10 protein-coding genes are annotated in these 15,078 nt (G+C 63.3%); 5 read left to right on the top strand and 5 right to left on the bottom strand.

The genetic code is table 11. The features are described from left to right. Positions 1–3: 3 nt before the first annotated feature. From KG722_RS09870 to KG722_RS09860, 3 genes are all read right to left on the bottom strand, one after another. Positions 4–768 (bottom strand): DUF2189 domain-containing protein, encoded by a 765-nt coding sequence (locus tag KG722_RS09870; RefSeq protein WP_213271625.1) that lies wholly within the window; start codon positions 766–768, stop codon positions 4–6. A gap of 311 nt (positions 769–1,079) precedes the next feature. Next, entirely contained in the window at positions 1,080–3,074 is a 1,995-nt protein-coding gene (locus tag KG722_RS09865) for a beta-galactosidase (protein WP_213271624.1), read from the bottom strand. Between the two features lie 7 nt (positions 3,075–3,081). Further along, positions 3,082–5,142, bottom strand: a complete 2,061-nt coding sequence (locus tag KG722_RS09860) for an alpha-galactosidase (protein WP_213271623.1) — start codon at positions 5,140–5,142, stop codon at positions 3,082–3,084. Between the two features lie 115 nt (positions 5,143–5,257). Here KG722_RS09860 and KG722_RS09855 point away from each other — a divergent pair, with 115 nt between their 5' ends. From KG722_RS09855 to KG722_RS09835, 5 genes are all read left to right on the top strand, one after another. After that, positions 5,258–6,337 (top strand): hypothetical protein, encoded by a 1,080-nt coding sequence (locus tag KG722_RS09855; protein ID WP_213271622.1) that lies wholly within the window; start codon positions 5,258–5,260, stop codon positions 6,335–6,337. Further along, the gene (locus tag KG722_RS09850) at positions 6,334–7,344 is read left to right on the top strand and encodes a galactokinase family protein (protein ID WP_213271621.1); all 1,011 of its coding nucleotides are present in this window, start codon (positions 6,334–6,336) and stop codon (positions 7,342–7,344) included. Before KG722_RS09855 ends, KG722_RS09850 begins: the two co-directional genes overlap by 4 nt. A 380-nt stretch (positions 7,345–7,724) precedes the next feature. Next, positions 7,725–9,170 (top strand): MFS transporter, encoded by a 1,446-nt coding sequence (locus KG722_RS09845; RefSeq protein ID WP_213271620.1) that lies wholly within the window; start codon positions 7,725–7,727, stop codon positions 9,168–9,170. Between the two features lie 196 nt (positions 9,171–9,366). Next, complete coding sequence (locus tag KG722_RS09840; protein ID WP_213271619.1) at positions 9,367–10,542, top strand: hypothetical protein; 1,176 nt, start codon at positions 9,367–9,369, stop codon at positions 10,540–10,542. Beyond that, the gene (locus KG722_RS09835) at positions 10,539–13,574 is read left to right on the top strand and encodes a TIR domain-containing protein (RefSeq protein WP_213271618.1); all 3,036 of its coding nucleotides are present in this window, start codon (positions 10,539–10,541) and stop codon (positions 13,572–13,574) included. Before KG722_RS09840 ends, KG722_RS09835 begins: the two co-directional genes overlap by 4 nt. A gap of 269 nt (positions 13,575–13,843) precedes the next feature. Here the strand turns inward: KG722_RS09835 and KG722_RS09830 are convergent, their stop codons facing one another. Together KG722_RS09830 and KG722_RS09825 are read right to left on the bottom strand one after the other, a co-directional pair. Continuing rightward, positions 13,844–14,065, bottom strand: a complete 222-nt coding sequence (locus tag KG722_RS09830) for a hypothetical protein (RefSeq protein WP_213271617.1) — start codon at positions 14,063–14,065, stop codon at positions 13,844–13,846. 74 nt (positions 14,066–14,139) lie between these two features. Then, on the bottom strand, positions 14,140–15,000 hold the full coding sequence (locus tag KG722_RS09825; RefSeq protein WP_213271616.1) for a DUF4344 domain-containing metallopeptidase: 861 nt from the start codon (positions 14,998–15,000) through the stop codon (positions 14,140–14,142). Positions 15,001–15,078: the final 78 nt, after the last annotated feature.

The raw sequence follows: 15,078 nt of genomic DNA, 5'->3' as shown, positions 1-15,078 counted from the left end.
CCGTTACTGGCGCACAAGGCCGGTATAGGCGTGCCAGCTTGCAAGACCGACGAGAGGGAAGACGATGATCAGCCCCAGAAATGCGGTAAAGATCCCAAGTCCTGTCAGCGCAGTGATGATCATGGCCCAGACGACCATGGGGAAAAAATTCCGGTTTACCGAGCGCACGCTCGTCGCCAGAGCCATGAAGACATCATATCGGCGGTCAAGCAGCATGGGCGCAGCAATCACCGCGAGCGAATAGTTGCAGAACGCGACAACCCCGCCGGTGATCAGTCCGGCCAGAACCATCACATGCCCGTTGGGATCAGACAGGACAAAGGTCAGAAAGTCTTCCGGCTCGCGAAAGATGCGCGGGGTGGAGAGCGCATAGATGACCTGGGCGATCCGGGTCCACAGGAAGTACAGGAAAACCATCAGCAACCCGAGGAGCAACTGGTCACGGCGCATGGCTGACCTTACCCAGATCATTCCTGAAAATGTCGGTTTCTGTCCGGCAGCCCGCAGCCGGGCCGCCTCGTAGAGCCCCATACCCAGCATGGGACCAATGATCAGAAAGCCACCCAAAAGAACGAAAAACCAGCTGACAGACCCCGTGCGGTAAAGGACAAGGAATATCCCCGCGCTGATCCCTGCAAGGATTACCCCATAGGCAAGGCAGATGAGCGGGGCGGCCCGAAAATCGCGCCAGCCTGCAGCCAGCCAGCCCAGAGGCGCTGCCAGGGATACAGTATGGATGTCAGGCAGGCGCGCGGGCGTCTCGTTCACTCTGTTTCTCCCTTTCCGGCCTCCTCTTCTGCAAGGTTCCGGACACGATGCTGACGCCCTCCCTCACTGCGGGAGAGGCGTATGTCTACCCCCAGACTGAACCGGGGCGCGCTGCGCCTGTATACGGAATGTACCGGAGGGGCGGATAGGGCGGAGGGATCGGGAAACTGCAAACGACCGGAACTTCCCCGAAGCAAAAGCCTTCCGCTGAGGATCGCGCCTGGGCGGGCTCAGGGCGGAAGGACCTGACCGAGGCCGTCAAGCGCTCCCTACGGACCTTAAGGCCGGCCGGAAAGGGGGCACTCAGCCCCTCAGCCGGGGCTGCCGGGACCAGGCGTGTCCGCCTGCTTCCTCGGTCGCTCTGCCTTCCAGGCCGCAACCCCGGCAGGCGGAAGGCAGGGCCCGCCCAGGAGCCATTTCTGATCGGAAGGCCCGATTGCACGCGCCCCAAGGTCCTCTGTGTCCGGTCCGTAATTGAACGCGAATACCAGCTCTCCGGAATGCACAAGACGAAGGTCAGGTCCTGTGTGCCAGTGAGGCACCCCACGCTCGTCAAGCAATTGCTGCAGGATGATCTGCCATGATGTTTCATCCGGCCAGTAAGCAAGATAGCGGAAGTTCCCCGACTTTACCTGCGCGGGCGAGCCGTCTTCAAACCAGCCCCAGGGCTCGGCTGAAGTTTCGATTCTCTCTCTCCAGACGTGCCCGGCAAGGGAGAGATCCGGCGTCTTGACCACCACGGGCACGTCCTTCGGAAGGCTTTCGAAAGAAAGGACACGTGTGCCCAGAAGCGCAGCCAGAGGCCCGGGCGGCAAAGGTGCTGATGTGCGACCGGTCTCCTCGCGCGCGCCTGAGAGCGCCGTGGCGAGAATGACTGCACCGCTGCGCGCAAGTTTGCCGACTAGCGCGTCCGTGAGAATGGTTACAGCAGGCACAAGGATAAGGTCATATCCGTCAAAATCATCATCGGGGAAAACCATGTCTACCGACTGGCCGAGCATACGGCAGGCCCTGTAGCAGATACGCGCCGGCCCCAGCGGCCCGTCCTTGTTGCCATGCGGCTGAATTTCCAGCTGCCAGAGAGACGGGTAATCCATCAGGAGGCCGATCCGGGATCGGACTTTCTCAAAATCGGGAAAGGCAGCGACTTCCTCTGCCACCCTGCGGATTTCGTCGCATACCGGCTGCGGCGTGCGATCCGTCGCCAGGAGGGCTGCATGCATCTGCTCCTGAGCAAAAGGAACCTGGCGCCATCTGAAGTAACTGACAAACCCTGCGCCATGGGCAAAGGCTTCCCAGGTCCACAGGCGGACCACACCGGCCGCAGGCGCTGCGTTGCAGTTTGCCCAGTTCACAGGACCTGGCTGCTGCTCCATGACACCCCATTTTGGGGCACAGGCCCTGAACACATCATGATTGAATGCCGCAAAGTCAGGATCCCCATACCTCAGCCTACGGATCTTCTCGCCTTCTGACGCGATCCCTTCGCTGAGAAGTCCGATCGGGTAGCTGTCCCAGCTCGCATAGTCCAGATCCCGTCCCATCTTGCGGTGATCGAGCCGGATGAAATCACCGATGAAGTTGTGGGTTACCGGACGCCCGGGGCTGAACTTACGGAGAATATCAACCTGGTCTCGGTTGAATGCGCACATCTGGTCAGAACAGAAGCGCCGCCAGTCGAGCCTGTGTGACGGATTGGCTTCTGTAACGGTGGCCTGAGGCGGATCAACCTCGGCAAAGCTTGCATACTCCTGAGACCAGAAGACCGTTCCCCAGGCATCATTGAGGGCCGCAACCGATCGGTACCGGGCCGCCAGCCAGTCCCGAAAGGCAGACACAGCATCGGGAGAGAAACTTTCATCACTGCCATGATGGCCGTATTCATTATCGGTCTGCCAGAGGATCACCGCGGGGTGCTCGCCGTAACGGCGGGCGACAGCCTCGGTCACGCGCCGGCTTTCGGCGCGGTAAGCGCGGGAAGAGAAGCAGTAATGCCGCCGCGAACCAAACCGCCGGGGATGGCCGTGTTGGTCAAAAGGAAGGATGTCAGGCCTGAGGTCAACAAGCCATTTCGGAGGCGTGGCTGTCGGGGTGGAAAGCACAATGCCCAGCCCCGCCTCGGCCAGCACTGCGACAGCCCGGTCAAGCCAGCCCCAGTCAAACCGCCCCGGCGCAGGCTCGATCCGCGACCAGGCGAACTCGCCGATGCGGACCATTGAAACCCCGAGCGCACGCATCATGGCGGCATCCTCACGCCAGTGTTCCTCGGGCCAGTGTTCGGGATAGTAGCAGACGCCAAGCTTCATGAAGGCCTCACCGGATTGGAAGGAAATGGAAGAGCCGTCCGTGATCGGGCCTGCGCGGATCACCCTGGAAACCGGCCCAGGCAAGCGTCTCGGCCGTCAGTATCCCGAGCTCGCGTCCGCTCTCCTCGCCAAGCACCAGTTCCCGTACCCGGTAGCGCGCACCGCCCGGAAGGCCCGGCACAGTAATCCGCGCCTGCAGGGGGTAGACGGACATGGCCGTCCTGAGAACCCTGAGCAGAAATTCGCCGGAACCGGCGCGGAACAGTCCGGAGACGTGCAGCGAGGCATCCCCGGTTTCGAGCACCTTATAGGTCCCCGCCTGCAGGCTCGGGCGAAGCTTTTTGTGAAGCGCAATTGCCTGGGTAAGCGTCGCATGGTCTCCGGCATCGAGTTTTGCCGGATCTAGTTCGACCCCCATATGCCCGAACATTGACACAAGGCCTCTGAAGGCCATCGGAAATGCCCTTGCCGTGATCGGATTTGGGGAGGGTCCGACATGGCTTCCGATCATTTCCGCAGGAATGTATCGTGAAAGACTGTCCTGGATCCGGATCCGGTCTGCTGCGTCCGTCGCATCGCTCGCCCAGAACCGCATGACGCGCGGAAGGATACCGAAATCGATCCGCCCCCCACCGCTGGCGCAACTTTCGATCTCCAGTTCCGGAAACGCTGCCTGCAGACGGTCGAGAAGATCATACAGCCCTCTGACCTGCGCCGTCGCGCGCAATCTGCCGTTCCGGCTTGCCGGATAGAGCTCCCGGTTGCAATCCCATTTCAGATAATCAATGCCGCCAGGGCGCAGCAAGCCTGACAGCGTCCCGAAGAGATGATCCACAACCTCGGGATTGGAGAGATCCAGTACCAGCTGGTTGCGTCCCGTCGGCGCAGCCTCTTCCGGGAACGCCAGAACCCAGTCCGGACGGGCCCGGTAAAGGTGGCTCTGGCGGCTCACCATTTCCGGCTCAACCCAGAGCCCGAAGGACATGCCAAGGTCGTTTACCGCGCGGATGAGGGGCGCAAGGCCGTTCGGGAAACGGTCGGGGTCAGGGGTCCAGTCGCCCAGCGATGTCCGGTCATCCCGGCGGCCGGCAAACCACCCGTCGTCAAGGACGAAGCGCTCGACACCAAGCCGGGCCGCCTGGCCTGCGAGTTCGATGAGACCTGGCTCGTCGAAACCGAAATAGCGCGCCTCCCATGTGTTGAAATGGACCGGTCGGGTAACGGGCCGGACCTGGCGGCGTGCGTGGGCGTGCCAGACGTCTCTGAGACCATCCAGGCCCTGTTCCGACAGGACAACAAGGGCTTCAGGCGTTTCGAAGGTTTCATCTGGCCCGATAAGGATCTCGCCTGGCTCATAGATCGCTTCGGCGCAAAGTTCGACAGCCCCGTCCCGGAGCCGCTCGGCATGGATGCGATGACTGCCACTCCAGGCGAGCTGGGCGCCCAGGGCGCGGCCGACGGTCTCTGTCGTGCCGGCCGCACAGATCACAATTCCGGGCGGGCCGTCAAATCCGGTACGCCCGAGCCGGCTCGCCTTGCCGGAAAAACCCGCATCCAGCCTGCGCCGCGCGGTGTGCCCTTCGCGGGCCCAGGCCCCGTAGCCGGATATGACCTCATCAGCCCAGTCCGGCAGCGGCAGAAGCAGCGCAGCGCAGCGGATCAGCAGCACCGGCGCCGGTCCGCCATTGCGCACCCGGGTGCGCATATGCAGTAGCCCATGCCCGAGCCGTATCTCCAGGGTGACACCAAGCCCCTGCGCCTCGTCGGCAGAATGAAGGTGCAGGGCGGTGCCCGAGACCTGCTCGATCGACACCGGGATCAGGTGTGCCGCACGGCCGTCCTCAAGGCGCACGGCTTCGATATGGGAGATCCCGTCATAACCATCGCCCCGCATCGCCAGGAGGCGCGGGCCGGGTGGACGGTCCGGCCCCGCCGGAAGAACCGGCAGTGGCTCGGTGCCGTGCGCCGCGCAGGACGGGCCGAAATAGGTCAAGCTGAAGCCGGCGCCCGCTCCCCCGGTGACATGCAGGGCAAAACCGGCGTCAGAAATGATGGCCGTGTCGGTCATGTCCCGTTCCCCCCTGTCCACTCGCCAGCTTATTGCTTCTATGATCAATTGGGCTGACGCGGTAGGTCTGACGGACCGACCTGAATTCACCTTTTCGCGCAGCCTGTCAGCTCACATGTCAGATTACTCCGCCATAATCCGCCTCGAAGGAAAAACCGGACCGGTCTTTCGCCGGGATCACCGGAAACCGGACGGCCGGCATCTCTCCCTTTATGGCTATGCGCCGCATGAGGGGCCCGTTCTTGATGAGCTGTTGCGGCCGGAAACCGCGCCAGGCGAGCTCAGAAGAGATCCCCTGAGGAACAGCTGGGCGATCTATGCCCCCCACAGGCAATCGCGCACCTTTCTGCCGTCGGCGGCGGCCGATCCGCTGGCGCCGCACAGGCCCGGCGCGCCGGCGACCGAAATCCCGTTTGAAGATTTCGAACTTGCTGTCTTCGAAAACAGGTTTCCGAGCCTTGCGCCGGCCACGGTGCCCGCCAGTGTGACAGACTGGGCCTGCGGGCCCGCAAACGGCCATTGCGACGTCGTCGTTTTCTCAAAAGAGCAAGCCGGGAGTCTCGCCACCCTGAGCCAGGAGCGGCGCGTCCTCCTCATCGAAGCACTGATTGACCGCTACAGATACCTGCATGCGGCAGGTTTTGCATTTGTATTGCCCTTCGAGAACCGCGGAGAACGGGTCGGTGTCACACTGGCCCACCCGCACGGCCAGATCTACGCTTTCCCCGGCATTCCTGGACCTCAGGCCTCGGCGGTCCGCGCTTTCGGGGAAGGTTTTGACCTCATCGCCAACCACGCGTCCTGGAACGGGAAGTTCGATGTCACCTCAGACGGCGACCTGTCGGCGTTCTGTCCTCCGTTCGCCCGGTTTCCCTACGAAACCTGGATCATGGCCCGGCGGCCCTGCGCCGGGCCATGGGAACTCGATACCGGCGGCGTACATGCCCTGGCCCGGCTCCTGGGCGAAGTTCCCCGCAGGCTGGATGCGCTCTTCGCGGAGCCTATGCCCTACATGATGAGTTTTCAGGCTGCCCCTCCTCAGGCAGGTTCCAACTTCCAGTTCACGGTTCAGTTCTGTCCCATGCTCAGATCGCCAGGGCGGCTGAAATATCTCGCCAGTGTCGAACAGTTTACGGGCGTGTTTACGGTTGATGTCCTGCCCGAAATCGCCGCTGAAAGGCTCAGAACCCTATGACCTGTGCAACGGTACCCGGGCGTGTGAACCTGATCGGGGAATGGATCGATTTCAACGGCGGCACCGTGTTGCCCATGGCTCTGTCACAGTCGGTCGAACTGGAGATGTGCGCGAACGGACAAACCCATGACCGCGTGCAGTCTCAGCAGTTCTCCGACATCACTGATTTTGGCATCGATGTGCCTGCGGCAGGACACTGGTCTGACTACGTGCGCGGCGGCCTCCAGTATGGCCGCCGCATGGGCTGGATCACCGGCGGACAGGATGTCATCCTGAAAAGCACAATTCCTGTCGGCGCGGGCCTTTCCTCTTCAGCGGCCACGATCGTGGCGACACTCAGGGCTGCGGGCGCCGAACTGGCCGGTATTGATCCGGCCGGGATCGCCCGTGCAGCGCAGGACGTGGAAAACATTTTCATGGGCGTTCCCTGCGGGATCATGGATCAGATGGCTGTATCCGTGGGACGGCCAGGAAACGTCCTGGCGCTCGACACGCGCGACTGCAGCTATCAGATAATGCCCGTCCCGGCGGGCTGGACTTTTGCTGTCATCCATTCCGGCATCGCCCGCGCCCTGTCTGACGGACGCTACCGGGCGCGGCGGCAGGAATGCCTTGAGGCCGCCGGTAGCCTCGGCGTCCCCTATCTGTGTGACGGAAAGCTGGAGGACACGCCATCGCTCCCCCCCGTCCTGGCCAGACGGGCGCGTCATGTCATCTCCGAAGGGGCCCGGTCCCTGCAGGCCGTCACAGCGCTTGCGGCCGCAAGCCGGCCATCATTCGGAATGCTGATGAATGCCAGCCATGCCTCCCTGCGGGACGACATGGACGTGTCGGTCCCTGCCCTGGACGCGATGGTCGATGATGCGGTCGAACTGGGCGCCGACGGCGCCCGCATTACAGGCGCCGGCTTTGGCGGCTGTTTCGTCTGCCTTGTCGAAACCGGCCAGGCTTCCGCCTGGTGGTCCCGGCTAAAGGCACGTCATCCAGGCGCCGTGCGCGTCGTCTGAACGGTCCGGGCCGATCCCGGCTCGCTGACAACCGGCAAATGGCGCTCAGGTCGACGCGGTCCCGGACCCGGCAATGTTCGGGCATCCCCTTGAGCCTGCCAAAGGCCGCACGCCTTCAGGCAGCAAAGCGGGACGCGCCCGGCCCCATAGCCCTGTCCTATTACCGTCTATCGATTTTTGTATTATCCTTTTTCCAAAGGCCCCGGAACATCGGCCTGAAAAGACGTCATCGGACCGGGCGCTGTCATGGAACGCGGTCACGATGCCTGAAACCGGGGCCTTCGTGACAACAGATTCGTGTTCTGCATCCTTTCTGATCAGCCCCTGCCTGGGCAGCGCCGCTGACCCTATTTCTGACAACGACCTCCGGAGCGACACGCATGAGTAACACAGCCGCGGGCGCATCGGACTTCGCCGGTGCGGGGAACAACCCGGCAGGGGTAAGCTATGGCAGTTTCGGCTACCGGACCTATGTGCTGATATCGCTGACCATCGTTTACACATTCAATTTTGTTGACCGGATCCTGATCAGTGTTGTCAGCGTTCCGATCATCAATGAATTCGAGCTTTCGCAATTCGAGTTCGGCCTGCTCTCGGGCATCGGATTTGCCCTCTTCTATACGCTTCTGGGTATTCCCATCGCAAACCTTTCCGAAAAGGTCAGCCGTAAGCTGATCATCGGGATCTGCGTCATTCTCTGGTCTGCTGCAACGGTCCTGTGCGGCTTCACGGTCGGGTTCGTGACCCTCCTGCTGGCCCGGATGCTGGTGGGAATCGGCGAGGCGGGATGTACCCCGCCGGCCAACTCCATGATCAGCGACTATTATGCCCCGCTGGCGCGTCCCACCGCGCTTGGCATCTACGCCATGGGCGTAACCGCCGGCGGCGTCCTGGCACAGGTCTTTGGCGGGTTCATTCTGGATGTCTTCACCTGGCGCGAAGCCTTCATCTTCGTCGGCGCGCCCGGGATCCTTCTGGGTATTGTTTTCCTGCTGACCGTCAAAGAGCCGCCCCGCGGTTATTCCGACCCTCCCGGAACCCCGAAAGTGGAACGCGTCAGCTTCAGCGTCGCCCTGGCGGAAATCTTTTCAAAGCGCACCTTCTGGGTCATGACCGCAGGGGCAACGGTCGCCGCGTTTGCCGGCTATGCCCTTGTCGGACTGCAGCCACAGCATGTGGTGTTCACGCATGGCTTTACGCCGGGCGAAACCGCGCTGATGTTCATGGCGCCCGTTGGCCTTGCAGGCACCCTCGGCGCCTTCCTTGGCGGATACCTCACCCAGCAGGCATCAAGGACCTCGGCAACCGCCGCAACCTGGGTGCCGGGTCTGGCCTTCCTTGTGTGCGCGCCCCTCTATGCGTCGGCGTTCATGGTCGCAGACAGCACCTGGATGCTCGTCCTGCTGATGGTGGCCAGCGTGCTGCAATACTTTTACCTGGGCGCGCAGTACAATATCGCCCAGGCCGTCGTCAGCCTGCGCGTGCGCGCCACATCCATTGCGATCCTGCTCTTTGTGGTCAACCTGATCGGGTATGGCGTCGGTCCGCCCGCACTGGGCATCGTGGCAGACACCATGACCTCGGGCTGGATTGCCGCGAGCAGCTATGCCGGGCAGATCACCGCAACCTGCAGCCTGACCGATCCTGCCCTCTCCGCCGAACTTGTCGAGGCATGCCGCAATGCACGCGCCCATGGCGTGCAATGGGCCTGCGTGACCGCAACGTGCCTGTTTGCGTTCGCGGGTCTGTTCTTTCTCCTGTCCGGGCGCACTTTCGGACGCGATCTATTCGTGAACCAGACCTCGCCTGAAGCGTCCCGCGCCTGAGGAACAGGGCCGTTTCACGCCGCGTCGGCCCTCGGACAAGGTTCGGGCACGCCCGGCGCATCCGGGCAGGACAGACATGTCTGCCCCCGCCTCTCGCGCCGGGATGGCAATCTGGTTGAAGAAAATTATTCCCAATGCATACTGATGGATAAAAGCGGTGTAGAGGTCACAGCTGGTCCATGGGGGGGCGTCTGGGGTGAAGCGCGCATCGGAAACCTTCCGGTTCAACGACGAACTCCTGCTTGCGCAGGAAGACCGCGACCTTGCTGCGCGCAGTTTTCCGGATGTTTTCTTCGCGCTCGACCATCCCGCCCTGCGCGCAGATTTTGTCAGGCTCGACCGCGAGGCGCGACAGGCCAAAGCGCGCTCCCGGGCCTTCGGACTGGCAGCGATCGGGCTCGCCCTGGCGTCGCTGCTGACATTTCCCCTGGAACCGGTCGTCAGGATCTTCCTGGGGGACGCCATGCCCGATCCCGGCGTGCTCCGGGCGCTCGCTTTTGCCGGCGCGGCAAGCGGGGTCCTTGCGATCGTTTTCGGAAATCTGGGGCTGGGCTTCGGGGCCAGCAAACGCGACTGGCTCTATCGCCGGCTTTCCTGCGAACGTCTGCGCCAGTGGCATGCCCAGTACCAGCTGGCCACGGCGATCGACATCGCCGCAGCCAGCGCAGATCCCGAGCGGCGCAAGGCCTATGAACAGGAACGCGGCGTCGCGTATGAACGCTTCCGGCGCAGCTTCCTGGGCCAGGTTTCAAGCGAGTTCAGCAAATACACCCAACGCAATGCGGCCGGCCGGATAAGCGGCCGGGCCCTGTCGGCCAGTGACATGCGCGCCTTCTGGATTGATCCTTCATGGGCTGACCTGGCCAGACGCAAGCCGCAGGAGGGCGAGGGACAGGCCCTGGAAAAGGTTCGCAGCGCCTACACATCGATCAGACTCCAGGGCCAGGTTCAGTACACAAATTATGTGCTCTCAGATTCAGGAAGGTTCTGGTCTCATCCGGCGCGCCAGATTCGCCTCCTGACGGGGGCCTCCTACACGCTTGTGGTCCTGGCCTTCCTTGTAAATTTCGGCGCCACCATCCTTGCGATCACCCGTCCTCCGACCCCGGTCGACATGGCCCTTGTTTCGGTGGCCATGGCGCTTGCCCTGCTCGCTGTCGGCGCCCGCGCCCTGCAGGAGGGCCTGCACCCGCAGCAGGAACTCAACCGGATGGAAAACTACGCCATCGCCGTCGCCCATGCGCAGCAGGAAATCCAGTCCGCAAAAGGTCCGCGCGAGGCGCTACTGGCAGCCCAGCTTCTGGAACGCGCATCCACCGAGGAAATGCTGGACTTTCTCATCACAAACGACCGCGCCAGGTTTGTATTATGACCCCCGATGAGGCCCTGGCCCCGGCTTACGGTGACGATGCGCCGCCCGCGCCCCCTTCCGGACGCTACCGCGGCTTCATAAGCTACTCACAGCAGGACATGATCTGGGCTCGCAGACTTCAGCGCTGGCTGGAGACTTACCGCGTGCCGGCAGGCGTTGCGGGCCGCACGACCCCTGACCGGCGGCTCGGGCTGTTCTTCAGGGATCAGGACGATATGGCGGCGGCCGCCGATATCCGCGAGATTGTCGGTCAGGCGCTCGATCAGGCTGAATGTCTCATCGTTGTCTGCTCTCCGAGATCTGCCAGATCGAAATGGGTTGCCGCCGAAATCTCCCGGTTCCGGGCAACCCAGCATGACCGGCCGGTGTTCGCGGTGATTGTGGACGGGGTCCCCAATTCCGGTGACCCCGGCTCGGAATGCTTTCCGGCCGCCCTGCGCGCAAGGCAGGACGAGAGCGATCCTTCAGCCCTTCCGATCGAACCGCTTGGGCTCGACTTGCGCACCGACGGGCGCTCGCGGGCCTGCGCCCGCCTGGCCGCGGGTATTCTCGGTGTCGGGTTTGATGAACTTTGGCAACGCGACCGCCGGCGGGCGGAGAGACGCACGCGCGCAGCCCTGGGCGCGCTCGGGGTCCTCAGCCTCGTGCTCGCCGGGCTCACCACGGCTGCCGTGACGCTCGGTCTGCGGGCAAACACCAATCTCAACCGCTTCTTTGCAGAACGCGCCTGGCAGGCCCTGGATGATGGCAATACGCCCGCCGCCGCTCGCTATGCCCTCGCCGGACGTCAGCTCTCAGCCGCCAATGAACGCGTCTACCTCGCTGCGCTGGCCGGCATCATGCAGTCGACGAGTGAAAGCCTGCCCCCGCTTGTTCATGGCGACGGGGTCAAGATGGCGGTGTTTTCCCCTGACGGGCGCCGGCTTGTGACGGCCAGCCGGGACAGAACGGCGAGCCTCTGGGACGCAGAGACCGGCCTGCTGATCGAAGCGCTTGAAGGCCATGCGGACGAAGTCAATTCTGCCGCCTTCTCGCAGGACGGCACGCGCATCGTCACAACAAGCAATGATGGCACCGCAAGGATCTGGTTCCCCGGCAGCGCCCGTCCGCCCGTCGTCCTGACCGGGCATGACGGGCGCGTTTCATTCGCGCAGTTTGAACCCGGTGCGTCCGGCGCGCGGGTCGTCACTGCCGGGCGCGACGGGACGGCGCGCCTCTGGGATACCGCAACCGGGGCTGAACTGATCGTGTTTCGCGGCCACACCGATGCGCTCGCCCGCGCCCTGTTTACACCGGACGGGCAACGGGTTGTCACGGCCAGCCATGACGGCACCGTCCTGCTCTGGGATGCGGCCCGGGAGGGACCGGCTACAGAGGTTCTTGCACGCCATTCAGACGCGGTCTTCGAGATCGCCCTGTCTCCGGACGGCAGGCAGATCGTGACCGCCAGCAATGACAACACCGCGCAGGTTGTGAACCTGCTGGCGCCCGGCACAGACCCGATGCGCCTTGAAGGGCCAGACGGGCTCTGGACCGTCGCCTATTCCCCGGACGGGCTCCTCATCGCAACGGCCGGACGCGACACCTCCGTTCAGATCTGGGAGGCGGCCACAGGCCGGCTTCTGTTTTCGCTGAGAGGTCATCGCCGGCATGTTCAGGGACTGGCCTTTTCACCCGACGGTGAACGCCTGGTGACGGCCAGCCATGACGGCACGTCTCGGCTCTGGAATGTCCGCACCGGAAGACCCGTGGCGATACTGGCAGGCCATGGAGACCAGATCTGGACGGCGGCCTTTTCGCCCGACGGACAGCGGGTGGCCACCGCAAGCCTCGATCATACCGCGCGCATCTGGGAAGGCGGTGACGGCAGGCTGCTCCTGACCCTCGATATCCATGAGGGTCCGGTATACCGGGCCGGTTTTTCAGCAGACGGCGCAACTGTTTTCACCGCCTCCGAAGACGGGACAACCCGGCTCTGGAACGCCTCAAACGGCGCGCCTATGGACGCGGCCGTCTTCACCCAGGGCTGCCCCGCCTACAACGCCGCGCTCTCAGCCGATGGCAGCCTCGTCCTGTCGGGCAGCGGCGACGGCACTGCATGGATTTTCGATCGCACCGGTCTTGAGCCGCCCCGCCAGCTGGTGGGACACACAGGAGAAGTCAATGCCGTTGCCCTCTCCGGAGACGGCGCGCGCGTGCTGACCGCAAGCAGTGACGGAGAAGCCCGGATATGGCAGCGCGACGGTTCGGCGCCCCCGATCGTGATGACCGGCCACGAAACGATTATCTGGGATGCAGAGTTTTCACCCGATCAAACCCGCGTCGTGACCGCCGGACACGACGGAACCGCCCGCATATGGGACGCGGCAACCGGACAGCAAATTCGCGTGCTCGAGGGCCACGCAGAACCGATCAACGGCGCTGCATTCTCAGCTGACAGCAGACAGGTCGTTACCGCCAGTGATGATGCTTCGGCCCGGATCTGGGATGCCGCCACCGGTGAGCTGGTCGCCATGCTCCGTGGTCGGACTTACTGGGTGAACAGCGCGCATTTCTCACCCGACGGGCGGCGCATCGTGACAGGCAGCAATGGCGGCACAGTGGATATCTGGGACGCCCGTGACGGACGGATGATTGCCTCGCTGGCGGGACATACGGACAAGGTTTACAGCACCGAATTCGCACCCGATGGCCGATCGGTCGTTTCCGCCAGCGCCGACGGGACAGCCAGGATCTGGGATGTGTCGCGGCTGACCCAGGACTGGGACACGCTTGCCGGGGACGTATGCACGCTCCTGCTGAGCGGGGCGATGCGACAGTTCTCCGAGGCCGACATCACCGCAGACCAGCTGCTCAGGGCCCAGTGGGGCGACGTCCGGGGCGACGTGTGCCAGGGGTTCGGGGCCCCGCCATCGCAGCGGCGCCTGAAAGAGATCCTTCAGTCCCGGACCCTGCCATATCATCTGTCTGCGCCCGACCCGCCCACGGCGCGCCCGGATCAGGCCGTTTGCCTGTCAACCCTTCCGCCCTGAAACCGGCAGGGCGCGCTTTGTCCCCGCAAGCGCGGCGCCGGGCTTACTGACCCGGCCCGGTTTTGGCGCGCGATCCCCCGTCATCGTCGCTCAGGGGAATCTCGCCTTCTTCAGCGCCTGCAGAGGATGTTTCACCAGCTGCCTCGGTCTGCCCGGCGTCCGGAGCCTCCTCCTCATCGGAGACGCTCTCCCACTCACCGGAGCTGTCGTCAGCACTCGGACCGGCGTCGTCATCGGCGAAGGAAGGCCCTTCCCCGGCATCCCCGTCTTCATCGCTGAGCGATCCGTCCTCGTCCTCCTCTCCATCCGGCGGTCAGGCCGGCGTCGTCATCTGCGGCAAACTCAGCCTCTTCAAAGCCCTCTTCGGCGGGGGGCTCTGCTGTCATCACATTGTCCTGCGCCGCCATGGCAAGGCCGGTGCCCACAGGCGACAGGGCAAGGCAGGCCGCCAGGCCAGCCATCAGGGAAAGTCTCGTTGTTCGTGTACGCATCTGGAGTTCACTTTCTTCAGTTGACCGGGCCGCAATCAGCTCATGCCCCGGTACGCGGTTTCCTGCCTGTTGGCTCAGTCTTCGAAAAATTCTTCCTCGTCAAAGCCGGTTTCGTCCTCGTCAAACGCGGCGTCCTCTTCGCCGTCAGATGTCTCCTCATCGGGCGCATCGACCATCGCAATCAGATGACCGGGCCGGTTCATGCATCGCTGAACGGCGCTGTAACAGGCGACCACGGCAGACTGGTCCCAGGAATACCGGAACCCGTCATAACCCGGGCATTCCTGAGCAACGATCTGGAATTTCTTTTCGGAGACCTGCAGCCCCGGCAACCATTCTTCCACGTCGATCGCAAGGTCGAGAAGAATGTCGGACGTCTCCAGATAGTCATACGCCTGCTGATGCCGCGGCTCGGCCGCCATCAGCCGGGGATCAATGAACTGGGGCTCGTCTATCGACGTGACGTCCCGGGCAAAGCCCAGAAGCTCGACTGTCTCTTCTCGAAAGGCCGCATACTCGTCGATGCACGCCTGATCGCTGCGGTTTTTAAGTTCCTGGGCGTCGCCCGTCCAGGGGCTGTCGGGAAAAGCGCCGTACAGCATGCAGAGCATCCGCTCTGCCCGCACGCGGCTGGGCGCGTAGACATGGTTGGGATCGGGCGGGTCGGTATCCATGTAAAGATCGATGGCCGCATCATAATAGAACTGAAATTCCTCAACCTTGCCGCGCTTGGGCAGCATCAGGAAGGCCGCAATCTTGTCGGCGTGGTCTTCCCGCTCCTGCGCCGTCATCACGAACCGGTCGGCCGTGAAATCCTGAATGGCATGCCCGGTCTCATGGTAAAGCGCCCAGGAGATGTGCGCGCGCACATAGGCATCATGGCGATCATCCTTCACCTGAGGGGATCCGGCAGGGGCAAGGAACAGAAACGCCATCGACGCGCCAACACCGCAGATCCGAGCTGTTTTTGTCACCACCCGCATAGTCGTCATCCCACCGGTTCAAAGCAGACC

Source organism: Hyphomonas sp., from assembly GCF_018402285.1.
In the GTDB taxonomy this organism is placed as follows: domain Bacteria; phylum Pseudomonadota; class Alphaproteobacteria; order Caulobacterales; family Hyphomonadaceae; genus Hyphomonas.
Note: the sequence above shows the minus strand (reverse complement) of the source record. Positions and strands in the feature narration are given on the sequence as shown.

Bases quoted from the DNA above. Each gene is read 5' to 3' on its own strand.
- KG722_RS09860 (WP_213271623.1), bottom strand. From the start codon at position 5,142: ATGACCGACACGGCCATCATTTCTGACGCCGGTTTTGCCCTGCATGTC.
- KG722_RS09830 (WP_213271617.1), bottom strand. From the start codon at position 14,065: ATGCGTACACGAACAACGAGACTTTCCCTGATGGCTGGCCTGGCGGCC.
- KG722_RS09845 (WP_213271620.1), top strand. From the start codon at position 7,725: ATGAGTAACACAGCCGCGGGCGCATCGGACTTCGCCGGTGCGGGGAAC.
- KG722_RS09825 (WP_213271616.1), bottom strand. From the start codon at position 15,000: ATGGCGTTTCTGTTCCTTGCCCCTGCCGGATCCCCTCAGGTGAAGGAT.
- KG722_RS09835 (WP_213271618.1), top strand. From the start codon at position 10,539: ATGACCCCCGATGAGGCCCTGGCCCCGGCTTACGGTGACGATGCGCCG.
- KG722_RS09855 (WP_213271622.1), top strand. From the start codon at position 5,258: ATGTCAGATTACTCCGCCATAATCCGCCTCGAAGGAAAAACCGGACCG.
- KG722_RS09850 (WP_213271621.1), top strand. From the start codon at position 6,334: ATGACCTGTGCAACGGTACCCGGGCGTGTGAACCTGATCGGGGAATGG.
- KG722_RS09865 (WP_213271624.1), bottom strand. From the start codon at position 3,074: ATGAAGCTTGGCGTCTGCTACTATCCCGAACACTGGCCCGAGGAACAC.